The 18,758-nt window shown below is 67.6% G+C and carries 16 protein-coding genes; 8 read left to right on the top strand and 8 right to left on the bottom strand.

The window, feature by feature from the left end; translation table 11 throughout:
- Positions 1-4 precede the first annotated feature (4 nt).
- Positions 5-352 (top strand): cupin domain-containing protein, encoded by a 348-nt coding sequence (locus ADBZ9K_RS11105; protein WP_526620234.1) that lies wholly within the window; start codon positions 5-7, stop codon positions 350-352.
- A gap of 16 nt (positions 353-368) precedes the next feature.
- Here ADBZ9K_RS11105 and ADBZ9K_RS11100 read toward each other — a convergent pair whose 3' ends face one another.
- The 4 genes from ADBZ9K_RS11100 to xylA are packed head-to-tail and all read right to left on the bottom strand — an operon-like array spanning position 369 to position 4,782.
- Entirely contained in the window at positions 369-1,646 is a 1,278-nt protein-coding gene (locus ADBZ9K_RS11100; RefSeq protein WP_526620233.1) for a sugar ABC transporter permease, read from the bottom strand.
- An 11-nt stretch (positions 1,647-1,657) separates the two neighbouring features.
- The gene (locus ADBZ9K_RS11095; RefSeq protein ID WP_526620231.1) at positions 1,658-2,434 is read right to left on the bottom strand and encodes an ATP-binding cassette domain-containing protein; all 777 of its coding nucleotides are present in this window, start codon (positions 2,432-2,434) and stop codon (positions 1,658-1,660) included.
- Positions 2,435-2,440: 6 nt separating this feature from the next.
- Entirely contained in the window at positions 2,441-3,508 is a 1,068-nt protein-coding gene (locus ADBZ9K_RS11090) for a sugar ABC transporter substrate-binding protein (protein ID WP_526620910.1), read from the bottom strand.
- Positions 3,509-3,561: 53 nt separating this feature from the next.
- The gene (gene xylA, locus ADBZ9K_RS11085; protein ID WP_526620229.1) at positions 3,562-4,782 is read right to left on the bottom strand and encodes a xylose isomerase; all 1,221 of its coding nucleotides are present in this window, start codon (positions 4,780-4,782) and stop codon (positions 3,562-3,564) included.
- A 109-nt stretch (positions 4,783-4,891) separates the two neighbouring features.
- Here xylA and ADBZ9K_RS11080 point away from each other — a divergent pair, with 109 nt between their 5' ends.
- On the top strand, positions 4,892-5,986 hold the full coding sequence (locus ADBZ9K_RS11080; protein WP_526620228.1) for an ROK family protein: 1,095 nt from the start codon (positions 4,892-4,894) through the stop codon (positions 5,984-5,986).
- Here the strand turns inward: ADBZ9K_RS11080 and ADBZ9K_RS11075 are convergent.
- Positions 5,983-8,016: an acetate--CoA ligase family protein gene (locus ADBZ9K_RS11075; RefSeq protein ID WP_526620226.1), complete on the bottom strand. Its 2,034-nt coding sequence runs from the start codon at positions 8,014-8,016 to the stop codon at positions 5,983-5,985. The genes ADBZ9K_RS11080 and ADBZ9K_RS11075 overlap by 4 nt on opposite strands.
- A 5-nt stretch (positions 8,017-8,021) precedes the next feature.
- Positions 8,022-9,665: a phytoene desaturase family protein gene (locus ADBZ9K_RS11070; RefSeq protein WP_526620225.1), complete on the bottom strand. Its 1,644-nt coding sequence runs from the start codon at positions 9,663-9,665 to the stop codon at positions 8,022-8,024.
- Positions 9,666-9,780: 115 nt separating this feature from the next.
- On the opposite strand from ADBZ9K_RS11070, the gene ADBZ9K_RS11065 reads away from it, so the two are divergent.
- Positions 9,781-10,464, top strand: coding sequence for a TetR/AcrR family transcriptional regulator (locus ADBZ9K_RS11065; RefSeq protein ID WP_526620223.1), 684 nt, complete (start codon positions 9,781-9,783; stop codon positions 10,462-10,464).
- A gap of 6 nt (positions 10,465-10,470) precedes the next feature.
- On the opposite strand, the gene ADBZ9K_RS11060 is transcribed toward ADBZ9K_RS11065, so the two are convergent.
- The gene (locus ADBZ9K_RS11060; protein ID WP_526620221.1) at positions 10,471-11,631 is read right to left on the bottom strand and encodes an ABC transporter ATP-binding protein; all 1,161 of its coding nucleotides are present in this window, start codon (positions 11,629-11,631) and stop codon (positions 10,471-10,473) included.
- A 25-nt stretch (positions 11,632-11,656) separates the two neighbouring features.
- Positions 11,657-13,033 (bottom strand): aspartate aminotransferase family protein, encoded by a 1,377-nt coding sequence (locus ADBZ9K_RS11055; RefSeq protein ID WP_526620219.1) that lies wholly within the window; start codon positions 13,031-13,033, stop codon positions 11,657-11,659.
- Positions 13,034-13,155: 122 nt separating this feature from the next.
- On the opposite strand from ADBZ9K_RS11055, the gene ADBZ9K_RS11050 reads away from it, so the two are divergent.
- The 5 genes from ADBZ9K_RS11050 to ADBZ9K_RS11030 all read left to right on the top strand — a co-directional run bounded on the left by ADBZ9K_RS11050 (position 13,156) and on the right by ADBZ9K_RS11030 (position 18,746).
- Positions 13,156-14,400 carry a polyamine ABC transporter substrate-binding protein gene (locus ADBZ9K_RS11050; protein WP_526620217.1) on the top strand — a complete coding sequence of 415 codons (1,245 nt, stop codon included), beginning with the start codon at positions 13,156-13,158 and terminating at the stop codon, positions 14,398-14,400.
- A 5-nt stretch (positions 14,401-14,405) separates the two neighbouring features.
- Positions 14,406-15,344, top strand: a complete 939-nt coding sequence (locus ADBZ9K_RS11045; protein ID WP_526620216.1) for an ABC transporter permease — start codon at positions 14,406-14,408, stop codon at positions 15,342-15,344.
- 61 nt (positions 15,345-15,405) lie between these two features.
- Positions 15,406-16,284, top strand: coding sequence for an ABC transporter permease (locus ADBZ9K_RS11040; protein WP_526620214.1), 879 nt, complete (start codon positions 15,406-15,408; stop codon positions 16,282-16,284).
- Positions 16,285-16,333: 49 nt separating this feature from the next.
- Positions 16,334-17,482: an aromatic ring-hydroxylating oxygenase subunit alpha gene (locus ADBZ9K_RS11035; protein ID WP_526620212.1), complete on the top strand. Its 1,149-nt coding sequence runs from the start codon at positions 16,334-16,336 to the stop codon at positions 17,480-17,482.
- 103 nt (positions 17,483-17,585) lie between these two features.
- Positions 17,586-18,746 (top strand): ankyrin repeat domain-containing protein, encoded by a 1,161-nt coding sequence (locus tag ADBZ9K_RS11030; protein WP_526620210.1) that lies wholly within the window; start codon positions 17,586-17,588, stop codon positions 18,744-18,746.
- Positions 18,747-18,758 lie beyond the last annotated feature (12 nt).

Genomic DNA, 18,758 nt, shown 5'->3' with positions numbered 1-18,758 from the left:
TCGAATGACCGCTGCTGTGCTCACCGCCGTCCTGGCCAATGCCGCCGACGCCGAACTGGAGGACTGGGGTCCGCTGGAGGAGGCCACCGACCACCCGATGGCAACCCACGGCCTTGAGGTGTGGGCCGACGGGGAAAAGTCCGGTGGCATCTGGCAGTGCGAGCCCGGTCCGTCGCATTGGACACTCGAGACCAACGAGGTCATCTATGTGGTCTCCGGCCGGATGACCGTCACCCCCGACGGCGGCGAACCCAGCGAGGTCGGCGCCGGCGATCTGGCCGTCTTCCCGCTGGGCTGGACCGGCACCTGGGTGATCCACGAAACCCTGCGCAAGGCCTACGCCATCTTCTGATTCTGAGCGGGTGTGCTCAGCCCACGCCCGTCGCTGAGCGACGCCGCCGGGAGATGGCATCGACGCTTGCCGCCAGCAGCAGCACTGCGCCGGTGACCAGGAAGTTGATGTACGACGACTGGTTGAGCAGGCCGAGCCCGTTGGCGATCGTCGCCACCACCACGCCGCCGATGACCGCGTCCAGGGCTCGGCCCCGTCCGCCGAACAGACTGGTGCCGCCGATCACCGCCGCGCCCACCGCGTACAACAGCGTGTTTCCCGCACCGGAGGACGCCGATACCTTGCCACCGTAGGACGCGGCGATGATCCCACTGAGCGCCGCCAGCGACGAGCAGACCACGAACACCGAAATCCGGATCCGGTCGACACTGATGCCGGCACGACGGGCGGCTTCGGCGTTACCCCCGACGGCATAGATGTGCCTGCCGTAGGCGGTGCGGGTGAGGGCGAACGTGCACGCGATCAGCAGCACCGCGACAAGCGGGAGTACATAGGGCACTCCGCGGATCTCGACGCGGGGGTTGACGCTGCGGTTGACGTTCATCAGGTAGGTGACCCCGACGATGACCGCCGCCACCGCGGCGGTGCGCGTCGCCACCACACCCAACGGTGCATGGTGCAGGCCCAGGGCCACCTTGCTGCGGTAGCGGTAGAACTCGAGCGCGGCGAAACCGACGACGATCAGCACCGCACAGACCCAGCCCGCCGGCACCGACATGTTGCTGATCGTGATACCGCGGATGACGGGGTCGTCCACCCGAACCGATCCGCCTTCGCCGATCAGCTTGAGGGTCACCCCCTGGAGCCCGAGGAAGAAGGCAAGTGTCACAACGAAAGACGGGATCCCGAGCTTGGCCCGCAGCATGCCGATGACGAGCCCGATCAGCGCGCCGGATACCACCCCGGCGAGCACACCCGCCCACCACGGCCAGCCGTGGCCGGCGATCGCCAAGGCCATCGCACATGCCGACACTCCGCCGGCCACTCCCGCCGACAGGTCGATGTCGCCGAGCAGCAGCACGAACACCAACCCCATGGCCAGCACGCAGATGGAACCGGCCTGGGTGACCAGGTTGGCCAGGTTGAGCGCGGAGGTGAACCGCTCGTTGGCCAACCCGAACACGACGAACAACACGATGAGCCCCAGCACCGCGGGCAGTGATCCCATGTCCCCGCCGCGGACCCGTCGGGCGTAGCCGCGCGCGGCATCGAAGAAGGTCTCCTCCGAGCGCGCGTCGGCGGCGAAATCCGACTCCGCGAGTTCGGTTTTGGGTTTGGGGCTCACAGTGGTCATCCGGTGTTCCTTCACATCGACTGAGCGGCCTCGGCCGGGGCGAGCCCGAGGCTGCCCGAACGACCGGCGGTGATGAGTTCGACGACCTGGCTGTGGGTGACCTCCGAGGTCATGACTTCGGCCGCGACCCGGCCCAGGTACAGCACGCAGATCCGGTCGGCGACCTCGAAGACGTCGGCCAGGTTGTGTGAGATGAGCACGACGCCCAAACCCTGATCGGCCAGCCGGCGCACGAGGTCGATCACCTGGCGGGTCTGGGCCACCCCCAGGGCGGCGGTCGGCTCGTCGAGCAACACCACCTTGGAGTTCCACAGCACCGACTTGGCGATGGCAACGGTCTGGCGTTGGCCACCGGACAGACTCGAGACCGTCTGGCGTACCGAGGCCATGGTGCGCACCGACAGCGAAGTCAACGCCTCACGGGCCAGGGTCTCCATCCGTGCCTCGTCGAGTACACCGCGTCGGATGATCTCCCGCCCGAGGAACATGTTCTGCACGATGTCGAGGTTGTCGCACAGTGCCAGGTCCTGGTAGACGACCTCGATACCCAGGGCTGCAACGTCATTGGGGCCATGCACGGTGACCGCCCTGCCCTCGAACAGGTAGCTGCCGCTGTCGATCGGGTGGATTCCGGCGATCGTCTTCACCAGGGTCGATTTCCCGGCGCCGTTATCGCCGACCAACGCGGTCACCTCGCCGGGATACACCTGGAAGTCGACGTCGTGAAGTACGTGCACGACACCGAAACTCTTGTTGACGGCCCGTAGCTCGAGGATGGGTTCGGGCATGGTGGCCTACAACCCGGCTGCACTGCACATGGCGGCGAACTGCCCGGTACACACCTCGTCCTTGGACTGGCCCTGGTCGGCGAATACCTGACCGACGGTGTCCTTGGTGATCGACTTCGGGGTCAGCAGAACCGAGGGCACATCGCGCTTGCCCTTGTCGTCGCGCGAGGTTGAGTTGGTCTTGGGCTGGCTGCCCTTGACCAACGCGATGGCGGCGTCGGCGAGCGCGTTGGCCTCCTCGGTGGCCGACTTGTACACCGTCATGCACTGGGTGCCGGCCAGGATGTTCTGCAGCCCTTCGACGGTGGCGTCCTGGCCGGTGACGGCCACCTGCCCGGCGCGGTGGTTCTTCTGCAGGATCGAGATCACCGATCCGGCCAGCCCGTCGTTGGCGGCGTATACGCCGTCGACCTTGCCGTCGGCGGCGGTGTACATCTGTTCGAAGATGGTGACCGCCTTGTCGTTGTCCCAGTCCGGCACCGCCTGCTCGCCGGTGATGGTGATCGACGGGGTCTTGTCGACGACCGAGTGGGCCCCGGTGGTGAACAGCGTCGCGTTGTTGTCGGTAGGAGAACCGTTGAGGAACAACACATTCGACGGTTTGCCCGCCAGGCAGTCGACCAGGCCCTGACCCTGAAGCTCACCGACCTTGGTGCCGTCGAAGGAGATGTAGGCATCGGCCGAGCCGCCCAGCGTCAGCCGGTCGTAGTCGATAGTCTTGACCCCCTGCGTGGCCGCCTTCTGCTGGATGGCCGCGCCGCTGTCGGAGTCGAGGTTGACGATGGCCAGCACGGTGACACCGTCGGCGATCATGCCGTCGGCGATCGTCGCCATCTTGTCGGCCGAGCCCTCGGCGTTCTGGATCGAATACGGGATTCCAGCGGCGGTGAACGCGGCCTCCAGTGCGGGGCGGTCCTTGGTCTCCCAGCGCACCGAGGACTTGGTGTCGGGAAGGATCACGCCGATCTTGCCGTTCTGGGCCTGTCCGCCGCCACTGCCCCCGCCCCCGCAGGCGGTCAGCGTCAGCGCGGTGCAGGCCACCACGGCGAACGTCAGGGCGCGCAGTGTCTTCATGTCGATCGCCTTCCTTCGGTGCGTCACGTCCGGGGTGGTGGCGCTTGTCGGGGTCATCGAGCACCCATGAGGTGCTCGACCGCCAGCTGCTGCAACCGCACGAATCCGAAACCCTTTCCACCGAAATAGGATTCGGCGTCGAAGTCCTCGTAGGCGGAGCGGTCTGACAACAGGTCCCGGTAGGTCTCCCCGGGGTTGAGGGTGGGCGTGCGTAACTCGTCTACCCGGGCCGCGGCCAGGGCCTCGGCGACCTCGGGGTCGGCGCGGAACGCCGTCGCGCGCTCCCTGAGCAGCAGGTACATCCGCATGTTGGCCGCCGCCGATGTCCAGACGCCCTCGATGTCCTCGGTCCGGCTGGGCTTGTAGTCGAAGTGTCGCGGGCCGGTGTAGGCGGGCGATCCGTCCGGTCCGCCGTTCTCCAGGAGGTCCACGAGGGCGAACGCATTGGCCAGATCGCCGTGCCCGAACACGAGGTCCTGGTCGAACTTGATGCCGCGCTGACCATTGAGGTCGATGTGGAACAGCTTGCCGCTGTAGAGCGCCTGGCTGATGCCGTGCATGAAGTTGAGTCCGGCCATCTGTTCGTGCCCGGTCTCCGGGTTGACGCCGACCAGGTGCGGCTGGGCCAGGGTCTCGATGAATGCCAGAGCGTGCCCGACAGTCGGCAGCAGGATGTCGCCACGGGGCTCGTTGGGCTTGGGTTCGATGGCGAACCGCAGGGTGTAGTCGTTGTCCAGCACGTACTGGCACAGCAGGTCCATTGCCTCGCGGTAGCGCTCCAGCGCGGCCCGGACGTCCTTGGCGCTGTCGTACTCGCTGCCCTCCCGACCGCCCCAGAGCACGAACGTCTGGGCGCCCAGCTCGGCGGCCAGGTCGATGTTGCGCAGGGTCTTGCGTAGCGCAAACCGCCGGACCGCGCGATCGTTGCTGGTGAACGCGCCGTCTTTGAAGACGGGTTGGGTGAACAGGTTGGTGGTGACCATGGGTACGACGAGGCCGGTGGCCCGCAGTGCGGCGGTGAGTCGATCGATGGCGCGTCGGCGCTCGTCCTCGGTGCAGCCGAACGGGAACAGGTCGTCGTCGTGGAACGTCAGTCCGTACGCGCCGAGCTCGGCGAGGCGTTCGACCGCCTCGACTGCATCCAGGGGTGGGCGGGTGGCGACCCCGAACGGGTCGTTGGCCGTCCATCCGACGGTCCACAGGCCGAAGGAGAACTTGTCGGACGGCTGGGCGGTCAGCTCCGCGGCGGGGGCACTCGACTCGAGGACGGACATGGCGAACTCCTGACCTAGATTTGTTCTAATTCCGAACATAAGATGTGGCGTGCGCCACTGTCAATGCTTGTGGCCGGCAGGCGGGCCGAAAAGCGGAAAGGTGGCTCTGGTGACCCGTGCAGCGAGAATCGGCACCAGCACCGACGATGTCCGGCGGCGAAACCTGTCCGGAGTGTTGACCCTCGTCCACCGGCATCGGGCGCTCAGCCGTGCCGAGCTGACCCGCCGGACCGGGTTGTCCCGCTCCACCGTCAAGGATCTGGTCGAGGAACTGGTCGCGCTCGGCCTGGTCGCCGAGGTCCAGGCCGCGCCGGCCACCCAGGTCGGCCGCCCGAGCCCGATCGTGTGTCCGCAGGCCAAGACTTTGTGCGTCGCCGTCAACCCCGAAATCGACGCCATCACAGTGGGTTTGGTTGGGCTGGGTGGCATGGTGCTGGCGACACGGCGCTATCCCACCGACGGTGCACCCACCGCCGAAGCCGCGGTGGCCATCGCGGCGGGCGCCGTCGAACAGCTGCGCTCGGAGCTGGAGCCGGGATGCAGCATCGTCGCGATCGGTGCCGCGGTACCGGGGCTGGTGCACGGCGGCTCGGCGGTACAGCTGGCGCCGCACCTGGAGTGGCATGACGCCGACTTCGGCCAGCTGCTCACGGTGGCGACGGGTCTGCCGGTGTTCGCCGCCAACGACGCCAACGCCGGAGCCATCGCCGAACACATCTTCGGCCGTCATCACAATGCCGACCACATGATCTACGTCAACGGCGGTGCCGGCGGCATCGGTGCGGGGTTCGTGGTGGCCGGCGAACCGCTGCACGGACTGGCCGGTTACGCCGGCGAACTCGGCCACACCTACGTCGGCGGCGACGGACACTGCCACTGCGGCAATGTCGGCTGCCTGGAGACTCAGGTCAGCCAGACCGGCACGAGCGTCGAAGGGCAGGCGCGGTATCTGGGGATCGCACTGGGCAACGCGGTCAACATGCTCAACCCGGGACTGATCGTGCTCGGTGGCTTCCTGCGGGTGTTCCCCGAGCTGGCCGGCGACGTACTGTCCGCCGAGATGGCCCGGCACAGCCTGCGCGCGGCGCACGAACTGGTGCGGGTCGTGCCCGCGACACTGGGTGCGGAGGTGCTGATGATCGGGGCGGCCGAGTTGGCGTTCGCCCCGCTACTGGACAACCCGGCAGCGGCCCTTCCCGCCTAACGGCCGCGCGGTATCACCAATGCGTCGACGGCCACCACACCGGTGGGGGAGGCGATGACCGGATTTGCCTCCACTGCGTCGAGGTGCTCGCCGAGTTCGATTGCCAGTTGGGCGAATCCGACGATCACATCCGCAAGCGCGTCGATGTTGACCGGCGGCGCGCCACGCCACCCCGCCAGCTGCGGGGCGGTGCGCAACGACCTCAGCATCGCGCATGCCGACTCCCGGGTCAGTGGCGGACAGGCCACCGCGCGGTCGGCCAGCAACTCCACCAGCGTGCCACCGGCGGCTACGACGATCAGCGGCCCGAAGTTCTCGTCGCGCACCATCCCGACCGAGATCTCCACTCCGGCAGGAGCCATCGCGTCGATGCTGACCTCGGGCCCCAGCCGCTCGGCGATACTGCGGTAGGCGCTCCGCACCGATTCCTGATCGGCGACATCGAGGATCACCCCGTCGACATCGCTCTTGTGTTGGGCGCCAAGGGTCTTCACCGCCACCGGGTACCCGACGGCCTCCGCGGCGGCCAGCGCTTCGGTGACATCGCGCGCGACCCGCGACCGCGTCACCGGGATGCCGTAGTCGGCGAGCAGCTCGAACGCGGTGGGGGCGTCCCACACCGTCGGCGTCGACCACCGCTGGGTGCGGCGATCGTCGGGCGGCGGTGCCCCGGCCGGAACCGGTAGCGGCCAGCGCGCCAGATGACCCAGCGCCGCGATCCCGCTGCGGGCACCCTCGAGCACCGGAATGCCCTTGCCGCGCAGCCGTTCAGCGGTGGCATGGTCGACGGCGGAGGCCACCGACGCCAGCACCGCCAGCGGGGCGTCGGTGGTGGCCGCGACATCGATGGCGGCGTCGGCATAGGCGGTGTCACCGTCGTACTCAGTCACCAGATCGATGGCCAGCGCGGTGACCGCGACACCCGGATCGGCGACGATTGCCCCCAGGCAACCGCCGAACAGCTCGCGGGTGTCGGCCCCGGTTCCCCACACGTCGAGGGGGTTGCCGGGGGCCAGTCCCTCATCGAGCAGCTCTCCGATCGCGCAAAGCGTCGGCCCGGCGAGTTCAGTGAAGTCCACGCCGAGATCGTGCGCAAGGTCGGCGCACAACGCGCGCTCGGCACCCGAGTCGTGCACCGTGGCGATGCCGTGCGTACCAGGACGGCGGCGCCGGCCCGCCTCGAAAAGCTCGATGGTGTCCACGAACTCGGTCATATCGGCGACGCGGACCGCGCCGGTGGCGGCACAGAACGCTTCCCAGCCGGCGGCGTCACCGGCCAGCGCCCCGGAGTGCGCGGCGACCATGGCCCGCCCGCGCGGGGAATGGCCGACCGGCAGGATCACCACCGGGATGCCGCGCTGCGCGGCTCGAAGCAGCCCCGCCCGCAGCCGGCCCACCGACCGAGGAGTCTCCAGCAGCAGCGCGATCAGCGTGGTGTGCGGGTCCTCGAGGATGTAGTCGAGGTAGTCGGCGGTGTCGGTCACCAATTCCTGACCCGAGGAGACGGCCAGGCGGAACCCGAAACCGCGACCGGTGCGCAGGAGGGTGGAGAACGCCGACCCGGAGTGCGTCACCAGCGAAACCCCGCCGGCCGGAAGGGGATCGGGCTCCAGATAGCCCAACGCCCGCAGGCCGGTGGCGTTGTTCACGAAGCCCATGCAGGCCGCGCCGCACACCGCCATCCCGGCCTCGGTGGCGGTGGCGGTGACCGCCTCGCGCAGGTGCCTGCCGTGGGCGGAGCCGAAAATCACCGCCGAGCGCGCGCCGATCGCCGCGGCCGCCTGCAACTGCGAAAGCAGGGCGACGTCGGGAACGCCGAGCAGGACCAGGTCGACCGGTTCGTCGAGAGCGGCCAGCGCGGGGGCGCAGGGGACGCCGTCGATCTGCTGGTAGCGCGGATTGACCAGATGCATGCGCGCGGAGCTGCGGCGGGCCTCGATGATCATCCGCTCCCCGAAGCTGCCGGGGCGCGGGCTGGCGCCCACCAGGGCCACCGATCGGGCACCGAGCATCGCGGCGACCGCGTTCATCCCGGTCAGGAGCGCCGACCCAGCTTCGAGAGCAGCCGGTGCTCGCTGCGCTTCTTGTCGGCCAGCGCGGCCTTGGCGGCCTGCCAGCCCGGGATGCCGCAGACCCCGCCGCCGGCATGGGTGGCCGAGCTGCCGTTGTACAGGCCGGCGATCGGGGTGCGGTAGTCGGCGAATCCCGGTGCCGGCCGCATGTGGAACAGCTGCTCCAGCGACAGCTCGCCATGGAAGATGTTGCCGCCGATGAGCCCGTACTCGACCTCCATCTCGTGCGGGCCGACGACGTCGCGGTGCAGGATCGAGCCCTTGAAGCCCGGCGCCACCTCGTCGTAGAGGTCGATCAGCCGGTCGGCGTAGGCCTCGAGCTCCTCGGTGTGCGGTTCGTCGGCCCACTGCGCGGGCACCCACTGGGTGAACAGCGACATGATGTGGGTGCCATCGGGATTGAGCGTCTTGTCCAGCGTGGTGGGGATGACGCCGTCGCTGAACGGCGCCAGCGCCGGACGGCCGGCGCGCGCGTCCTGGAACGCGGCCTCGATGTAGTCCATGGTCGGGGCCATCTCCACCGAGCCGGTGAGGTGCTCGGCGATGCCGCTGCTGGGATCGGCGGTGAAGCTCGGCAATTCGCCCAGCGCCAGGTTGATCTTCACCACGCCGCTGCGCGACTTCCAGTGTTCGATGTCGCAGACAAAGTCCTCGGGCAGTTCGTGGCGCGAAATCTGGTCCAGGAAGGCGATCCGCGGGTGCAGCGTCGTGACGACCAACGGCGCCCGGATCTCGTCGCCGTTGTCCAGCACCACGCCCTCGACACGGCCGTTGCGGACGAGCGTGCGCGATACCCGTGCGTTGGTCCGGATTTCGGCCCCGAAGCTGCGTGCCGAGCGGGCGATGGCCTCCGACACCGCGCCCATGCCACCCTCGGGGTAGCCCCAGCTGCCGAGCTGGCCGTCGCCGACGTCACCGATCGAGTGGTGAGCCATGACGTAGGCGGTACCGGGCTCGTACGGGCCGGCCCAGGTTCCGATCACCCCGTTGACCGCCAACGCGCCTTTGATTTGCGGTGATTCGAACCAATCGTCGAGCAGGTCGGCGATGCTCATCGTCAGCAGGCGGGTGATGTCGGCGGTAAGCCGGGTGGTGATGCCGCGCTGCCCCCATGCCAGCTTGGCCAGGTCGAGCAGATCCGAGGGCTTGTGCGATCCGATGTTGGGCGGTACCTGGGTCAGCAGCGGCCCCATCACGTCGGCGATGCCCTCCAGCCAGGCGTTCCACTTCGGCCACGCGTCGGCGTCCTTCTTGGAGAACTTGGCCAGTTGCTCGTGGGTGCGGGCCGGGTCGTCCTCGTAGATGATCAGCGACCCACCCTCGGGAAACGCCTGGTAGTACGGGCCCATCGGATGCACCTTGTAACCGTGGCGCTCCAGGCTCAGATCGCGCACGATCGTCGGCGGCATCAGGCTCATCACGTAGGACAGCCGGGTCACCCGCAGGTGCGGCGCATCCTCCCAGGGCGCCTCGGTGGTGGCCGCGCCGCCGAGCGCCCCGCGCGCCTCCAGCACCACGGTCCGCGCACCCGAGCGGGCCAAGTAGGCCGCTGATACCAACCCGTTGTGCCCGCCGCCGATGACGATGGCGTCGTAGGTGTTCGACATGGCGCCCCACTTTCGTTCGCCCCGAGCGGGCATCTTTGACTGACTGTTCAATCTAACCAAGTGTTAGGCTTTCAACAAGTGCCAGCGCAGGCACCGCCGAGGGGAGTACGACACGATGGCCGAACCCGCACCCGCGACCGAGAACAACGAGGCGAGGCGAGTCCAGATGTTGCGCGCCGCAGCAGAGCTCGTCTGTGAGCGCGGCTTCTCCGAGACCCGCATCTCCGATGTCGCCAAACGGGCGGGGGTCAGCTCGGCGTTGGTGATCTATTACTTCGGTACCCGCGATCGGTTGCTCGTCGACGCCCTGCGCTATTCCGAGGAGTCGTTCTACGAGGCCGCCGAGCGGATGCTCGCCGAGGTGCCCGTGTTGCGCGACCGGTTGTCTCTGTTGATCCAGTGGACCTGCGTCCCGGGGCCTGATGTCGCCGGCCCGGCGGCTCCGGGAGCGCACCACGAGATCCCCGGCGCGTGGGGCCTGTGGTTCGACCTGTGGGCGCAGGCGTTCCGGCACGACGAGGTCAAGGCCGGCCGGGTCGAACTCGACGCGCGCTGGCGGCGGATGATCGTCGACGCGGTGGAGTCGGCCGAGCTGGATTCCGACGTCGATCCGCGCATGTTCGCCCTGGAATTCTCCGCACTGCTCGACGGGCTGTCGATCCAGGTGGCCCTGGAGGATCCGGAAGTCGACTCGAACGTTGCCTATGACATCGCGATGCGATTCGCCGAGCGGGAGCTGAACCTGCCGCGCGAGAAGCGGCGCCCGGTCGCCGCGGGCAGCGGCAGGCGCTCGCGCTGAGTTGTCTCAGTTGGCGCTGAGCGCGTCCACCGGCCCGGCGATCAGTTCTGCGGCGGGATCTTTGACGACCGCCGCCGTGCTGCGGGCCAGCACCCGGACCGCGTCCGTGGTGCACACGCAGGTGACCGACATCCCCGCGGAGTAGCCGACCGAGTTCGGTCCGGATTGGTTGGGTACGTCGACGACGAGTGCGGTGGGTTCGCCGATGTTGACGTGGACCTGGGTCGACGCGCCGTGGTAGACCACCTGGGCCACCGTGCCGCTGATCGCGTTGTGTCCCGGGGATACCGGGTCCGCGGGGGCCTGCAGCGTGATCCGCTCCGGCCTGATCACGATGGCCGCTGGCCCGGGCCGGCATGAGCTGTCCACCGCCGCACCCAGGCGCGTCGCCAGCGCGGAGCACACCGCCGCGCCGTCGGCACATTCCAGCACATCGGCGTCGAAAATATTTGCCGCACCGAGGAATCCGGCCACATACGTGGTCGCCGGGGCGGAGTAGATCTCCTGCGGCGGACCGACCTGCTCGACCCTGCCCTCGGCCAGAACGGCGATCTGGTCGCTCATGGTGAGCGCCTCGTCCTGGTCGTGGGTCACGTAGACGAAGGTGATCTCGACCTCGCGTTGCACGGCGCGCAGCTCGAGCTGAAGTTGCCTGCGCAGCTTGGCATCCAGCGCACCCAGCGGTTCGTCGAGCAGCAGCACCCGCGGTGCCAGCACCAGCGCGCGCGCCAGCGCGACGCGCTGCTGCTGGCCGCCGGAGAGCTGGGTGGGCCGTCGCTTGGCGAACCCACTCATCCGCACCAGCTCGAGTGCCTCTCCTACCCGACGCTTGATCTCGTCCTTCGGAGTCTTCTGGTAGCGCAAACCGAAGGCAACGTTGTCCCACACGCTCATGAAGGGGAACAGTGCGTAGGTCTGGAAGACGGTGTTGACGGGACGTTTGTGCGGCGGATCCTGTGCGACATCGCGGCCGTCGAGCTCGATGCGCCCCGAGTCCGGCTTCTCGAATCCCGCGATCATCCGCAGGGTGGTGGTCTTGCCGCACCCGGAGGCTCCGAGCAGCGAGTAGAACTGGCCGGCCGGGATATCCAGGTCGATACCCGTGACGGCGGGGACTCCCTCGAACGACTTCGCCAGCTGATGCAGCCGGATCGCGCCGCCGGTCACCGGCGGGCGTCCTGACAGCAGCCGGTCAGCTCGCCACCGCCTGGGCTAGCCGGGCGAAGTTCGCGGCGAAACGGTCGACATCGGCCTCGTCGTGCTGAACAGACAGCAACCATTGCTCCACCTTGCCCCATGGCGGAAGGAAGACCCCGCCATTGTGTTGCATGAGCCAATGCAGGTGGCCCAATCGGTCGTCGATCTGGAGGAAGTCGCGGAAGTCGCGGACGGGCTCGCGCTTGAACGTCACGCAACCCTTGGCTCCTACGCTGACCACGTGCCAACCGTAACCGTGTTCGGCCGTTGTCGCTTCCAAAGCGCCGCGCAACCGGGCCGCAAGATCGGTCATCTTGGCGTAGGCAGCCGGGGTGAGCACCTCGGAAAGGGTGGCACGGGTGGCGGCCATGGCCAACGGATTGCCGTTGAAGGTGCCCACCTGCTCGTAGCGCCCGTCGGCGATCGCCGACATCACCGCAGTCGTTCCACCGATCGCGGCCACAGCGATTCCGCCACCCAAAGCCTTTGCCAGACAAACAATGTCGGGAACAACACCAGTCATAGCGGTGACGCCGCCCGGGCCGGTGGTGAAGCCGGTCTTGACCTCGTCGTAGATCAGCAGCGCCCCGGCGGCGTGGAGAAGGTCTCGAATGGCGGCCAGATATCCGTCGTCGGGGGGGATGATGCCGGCGTTCATCATCACCGGTTCCACGATCATCGCGGCCACCTGGCCGCGGTGCTCGGCCAGTGCGCGCGCCACCGCATCGGGATCGTTGAATCCCACCACGACGACCAGGTCGCGGATCGCGGCGGGGATGCCGCTGTTGCCGGGCACGCCGATGGGATGGTCGCGGGGGCCCACCTGGTCGGCCTCGGGCAGCACCGAGACCTCGACCGAGTCATGATGGCCGTGGTAGCAGCCTTCGACCTTGATGATCAGATCCCGCCCGGTCACGCAGCGAGCCAGGTGCACGGCATCCATGGTGGCCTCGGTGCCCGAGTTGGCGAAGCGCCACAGCGGCAGGTCGAACCGGCGAGCGAGTTCGGCGGCGATCCAGATCGCGTCCTCGGTGGGCTGGGCGAAATGGGTGCCGCGGCGAACCTGTCGGCTGACCGCCTCGACGATGGCGGGGTGCGCGTGCCCGGCGATGGAAGCCCCGTAACCGCCGTGCATGTCGACATATTCGTTACCGTCGACGTCGTAGACCTTCGAGCCTGCGCCGTGACTCATCCATACGGCCTGGGGTTGGGCGATCTGCCAGTTCGAGGTCGCGCCGCCGGCGAGGTATTCGCCTGCGCGGGAGATCATTTCGGCGCTGCGCGGCTGGCGCGCCAAGAACACCCTCTCCTCGTCGGTGATCAACTGATCGACCGCGTCGTGAACCGGGCTCTCGATAATCGACGAAGCCACGGGAAAACCTCCACTCGATTGTCCAGCGGACCTGCGAAAAAGCGCTGGCGCAGCTATTGACTGAGCGTTCAGTCTATGTCAGAGTCCAAGGAGCTACAAGACTTGAAACCACGGAGGCGCGGATGCCAGCACCCAACGGACCCGGCCCGAATCGGCGACAGTTCCTGCAGCGGGCCGCGCTGCTGGCCGCTGGAACCCCCGCGCTCGTGGCCTTTCTCGACGCGTGTTCCAAAGGGGGACAGTCGACTTCGGCACCGACGCTGAAGATCGCGTCGCCGCAGAATCCGGTCAAGTGGGACATCGCGGGCGACAACCAGCCGATCGCCGACGGGCTCGCCCCCGAGAAGGGTGCGACGCTGCAGCTCTACAGCTACGCCGATTACATCGCCCCGGATGCGTTGAAGTCCTTCGAGGATCGGTACGCCGTCAAGGTGCAGGTGTCGACGTTCAACGACACCGACGAAGCGCTGACCAAGATCCGTGGCGGCAACGTCGACTACGACCTGTTCTTCCCGAGCTACGACCAGATCAGCCGGCTGGTGACCGGGGGACTGGTCCGTCCGCTCAATCACAGCTACATCACCAACATCAAGAACGTCTGGCCGTTCTTCGCCAACCCGTGGTACGACCAGGAATGGCGCTACACCGTTCCCTACACCGTCTACACCACCGGGCTCGGCTGGCGAACCGATCAGGTGCCAGCCGACATCGGTGCGCAGGCCAATCCCTATGCCGCACTGTGGGATCCCGCTTACAAGAACAAGACCGCCGTCATCGACGACTGGCACACCGCGATGGCCATGGTGCTGCTCAAGCTCGGCATCACCGATGTCAACACCTCCTCGGCCGACGACCTCAAGAAGCTCGGTGACGAGCTGACGGCGCTGGTGTCGGCGACCTCACCGAAGGTCACCGTCACGATGTACAGCGACCTGCCCGCCGGCCAGATCAGCCTGTCGCAGATGTGGTCCGGGGACATCATCAACGCCGTCAACTACCTGCCGGAGGGAACCCAACCCGACATCTTGCGCTACTGGTTCCCCGCCGACGGCAAGGGGTTGGTGGACAACGACCTGATCGTGCTGCTGCGCGGTGGCAAGAACCCGGTACTGGGGCACCTGTTCCTCAACCACATGTTGGAGACCGAGGTCGCCAAGCAGAATTTCCAGCAGATCGGGTATCAGCCGCCGCAGGTGTCGCTCAACCCCGATTCCCTGGTGTCCGACGGACTGGTCCCGGAGAACCTCAAGTCGGCGATCGTGCGACCTGAATACTTCGACGTCGGGTATCGACTGCTCGAACTGGATGCCGCCAACGACGCCGCGTGGCACAACGTCTGGCGTGGCTTCAAGGCCGGAGGGTCCTGACCCCAGTGAGCCTCGCCGAGGCCCCCGCCCCTGCCGCGCCGCCATCGCGGCGGGAGCGCACCAGTGCGCTGTGGCCCGCTCTGGCCATGCCCGGCGTCATCTGGCTGTTGCTGTTCTTCCTGGCTCCGCTCTATGTGGTGCTGGCCATCGTCTTCGGGCAGGTCGACCCGATCTTCCGCACTCCCGTGCCGGTATGGAACCCGTTGGAGTGGGACCCCTCTCAGTTCAACTACGTCCTGACCCACATCGTCGGCGAGAACGGCGTGTTCGGGCCCGCGTTGCTGCGCACGGCCGTCTACGTCGTCCTGGCCAGCGTGCTGTGTCTGGTGATTGCGTTCCCGGTGGCCTACTACACCGCACGGCTGTCGGGCCGGTGGGCCGGCGTGCTGCTGGCCGCGCTGATCGCGCCGTTCTGGATCAGCTACATGATGCGAATGCTGGCCTGGGTCAACCTGCTTCAAGATGACGGCCTGGTGAACCGGGTGTTCAGCCTGGGCGGGCTGTTTCACGTCAACGTGCACTGGCTGACCGGCCAGCCGGTGGTGGTCGTGCTGGGCCTGGTGTACGGCTATGTGCCCTACATGATCCTGCCGCTGTATGCCGGCCTGGACCGGCTGCCGCAGTCGACGCTGGAGGCAGCCCGGGATCTGGGCGCCAACCGATTCGAATCGTTCTGGCGGGTGACGCTACCGATGTGCCGGCCCACGATCGTGGCAGCGGCGCTGTTGACCTGTCTACCGATGCTCGGCGACTACTTCACCTCCGACATGCTCTCGGCTTCCCCGAAGACCGCGATGGTCGGCAACCTGATTAACGACAGTGTGCAGGCGCCCGGTCAGACCGGGCAGGCCGGGGCATTCGTGATGCTGGTGCTGATCGCGACGGTGGTCCCGATGTTCTACTACGTGCGGGTCACCGCGCGCGGCGACGAGGTGTCCACATGAGCGACGCTTGCGGAGCGAATCATGGGCGGACATGGCGCGACCGAGCCTGCGAGGGGGCGGCATGAGGGGTCCGCTGGCCTGGTGGAAAGACCCGTGGCGTCCGCCGCGGGTGCTGATGGCGGTCACCGTGGGGTACCTGGTGTGGTCACTGCTGCCGGTGCTCATCGCGATCCTCTTCTCGTTCAACGACGGTAAGTCCCGCACCACCTGGCAGGGCTTCTCGTTCCGCTGGTACTGGGGCGACGCCACCCGATCGGTCTGGCACGACGCGTCATTGCATACCGCGCTGCTGCAGACCCTGAAGCTCGGGGTGATCACCACCGTGATCACCGTGCCGCTGGGCGTGCTGTTTGCCATTGGTATCGACCGCTGGCGGGGTCGGTTGCCGGCCGGGGCCAACATGCTGATGCTGGTGTCGTTCGTGGTGCCCGAGGTGCTGCTGGCCGTCGCGCTGCTGTTCGTGATGACCTCCTTGGCGCTGCCGATCGGGTTGGGTACCTCGGCACAGGTGATCGGGTTGATCACCTTCCAGATCGCCTACCCGGCGGTGCTCGTCCGGGCCAGGCTGGCCACCATCGGCGACCAATATGAGGAAGCGGCAATGGATTTGGGTGCCTCACCGATGGAGGCGCTGCGGCGGGTGACGGTTCCGATGCTGGTCCCGGCGATCTTCGCCAGCACGGTGCTGGTGTTCGCCGACGTCATCGACGACTTCGTGCTGGTGCGCTACCTGTCCGGAAACTCCTCGACCGAGCCGGTGTCGGTGAAGATCTACAACACCGCTCGAGCCGCGCCGACCCCGGCGCTCAACGCACTGGCCACGCTGCTGCTGGTGTTCGCGTTGGTCGCCGTGACGGTCGGATATCTGGTGTACCGGCGTATGACTCGCGGTGATGACACCGCAGGCGGCGGCATCGCGGCGTTCGCCGGCGAGGCCTGAGTCGTGCTCATCTCTGGACCAGTCGCGCCCCAGCGACTAGTCTGACTGTATGTTCAAACAGTATCCCGCCCCGGTACCGGCCGACGATCTCGCCGCCGCACTCGCACCGTTCGGCCAGTCGCGGATGCTGCCGCGGGAGGCCTACGTCGATCCGGCCGTCTTCGAGTGGGAGAAGCACAACATCTTCTCCGGCTGGCACTGCGTGGGCCACGCCTCCGACCTCGACGGTGTCGGCGCGCAGAAGGCCGTCGGATCCGGCCCGAACGGGATCCTGTTGGTGCGTGGCGACGACAACCAGGTGCGCGCCTTCGCCAACGTGTGCCGGCACCGTGGCCACGAGATGCTGGCCTGCGGTGCCAGCGCCAAGCGACGCGGCATCGTCTGTCCCTATCACTCGTGGTCCTACAAGCTCGACGGACAACTGCGCAAGGCGCCCGGCTTCGACGCCACCGAGGGATTCGAGCCGGGCCAGTTCGGCCTGACCGAACTGAGACTGGTCAATTGGCACGGTTATCTGTTCGTCGACCCCAGCGGCACCGACGCCGACTTCGACCAGCACGTCGCCGGGCTGGAAGGCATTGTCGGCCCGTACCGCCCGGAGGAGCTGACCGTGGTCGCCCGGCACTCCTATGAACTGGAGACCAACTGGAAGGTCATCGTCGAGAACTACCAGGAGTGCTACCACTGCGCGGCCATCCATCCCGAGCTGTCCAAGATCAGCCCGCCCACCAGTGGCGAGAACATCGACCTGCCCGGCGACTGGATGGGCGGCTGGATGAGCATGATCGACGAGGCCGAGACGATGTCGCTGAGTGGGCGCAGCGGCGGGGTGGCGATCAAGGGGCTGTCGGAGCACGAGCTTCGCACCGTAATGTACCTGGTGGGCTTCCCCAACCTCCTGGTCAGCCTGCACCCCGATTACGTCATGACCCACACGATGACCCCGTTGGCCGTGGACCGCACCCACGTCGAATGTGCGTGGTCGTTCCCGAAGGAAGCACTGGAGAAGCCGGATTTCGACCCCTCCTACGCGGTGGATTTCTGGGACCTGACCAACCGGCAGGACTGGGCGGCGTGCGAGTCGGTGCAGCGTGGGCTGAGCTCGCCGCATGCCCGGCCCGGGCCGCTGGCGCCCGACGAGGACGGCGTCTACCAGTTCGTCACCCGGGTGGCGCGGGCCTACACCGGATCTCGCTGACGCCGGGCTGGTAGCGTCGCGATCGGGCGCGCAGGACCGCCCGACGTCCGCTCGAAGGGGCTCAGCCTCCCTGCTCTTCACGCTCCACCCGACTGAGGCCGTCATGGCCAGCACCCTGCCCGACAACCCGTCACTCGATCGGCTGCGCGCGCAGGCTCGTGCGCTGCAACGCGATTTGAGATCGGGTGAGCAACGGGCCGTTGCGGTCGTCCGAGCTCACCATCCCAGCGCTGGCGTTGCATTGGAACGGTTTGCCTTACATGACGCACAACTGACCGTCGCCCGCAGCTACGGGTTCAGTGGTTGGCCCGCGTTGGTCGGGTACCTGAACATCGCCGTGGACCTGGCCGTCGACCCCAGCACGGTCGACGAGCACGCCATTGGCACTGCCGACCGGGTCTGCGCGCTGGCTTCGCTGCGCTACTACCACACCGACGCCCCGCCCCGATGGCGGGCCGCCGCCGAGTTGATCGCGGCGAATCCCGATGTGCCGCAACGTCATATCTGGGCTGCCGCCGCGGCAGCCGATCCGGCGGCGCTGCACGGACAGATCAGCCTTCGCCCGGAACTGGCCAACACCGCGGGCGGGCCCTTCGGCTGGGTACCGCTGCTGTACCTGTGCTATTCGCGAGTGCCGTTGCCGCACAACGAGGATCAGGTCCTGGCCGCGGCCAGCGTTCTACTCGATGCCGGCGCCGACCCCAACGCCGGCTACCTGTGGCGCGCAATGGCGACTCCGTTCACGGCACTGACCGGGGTGTTCGGCGAGGGCGAGCAGGGGCCGGGCCGCCAACCGCGGCACCGGTTCGCCTCCGCGCTGGCCGGCCTGCTCTTGACCCGCGGTGCGCACCCGGTCGACCACCAGACGCTCTACAACCGGATGTTCCGCCCCGACGACTCCCACCTCGAACTCCTCTTCCAGCACGGCCTCGCCGAGGCCGGGCCCAGCCCGTGGGAACGGCGGCTCGGTGAGGCGATCGAAACCCGTGACCAGATGTGGCGGCGCCAAATCGATTGGGCCGCCGGACATGGCTTCGCTGATCGACTCGATCTGCTGGCCCGCGACGACGACGGCGCCACCGCGCTGCACCACGCGGCCTGGAGCGGTGATCTGGGACTGATCCGACAGCTGCTCGACGAGGGTGCTGATCCAGACGCGGTTGACCTGCGCCATGGGGCGACGCCGCTGGGCTGGGCCGAGCATGCGTATCAAGCCGAAGCCGCTGAGTTACTACGCCGTCATCGAGGGCGTAGGGAATCGTGAGGAGGCCAACGG

It is taken from the genome of Mycobacterium sp. (genome assembly GCF_965229265.1).
Lineage (GTDB): Bacteria > Actinomycetota > Actinomycetes > Mycobacteriales > Mycobacteriaceae > Mycobacterium.
The sequence above is the reverse complement of the archived record's forward strand: the minus strand, read 5'-3'. Positions and strand labels throughout refer to the sequence as shown.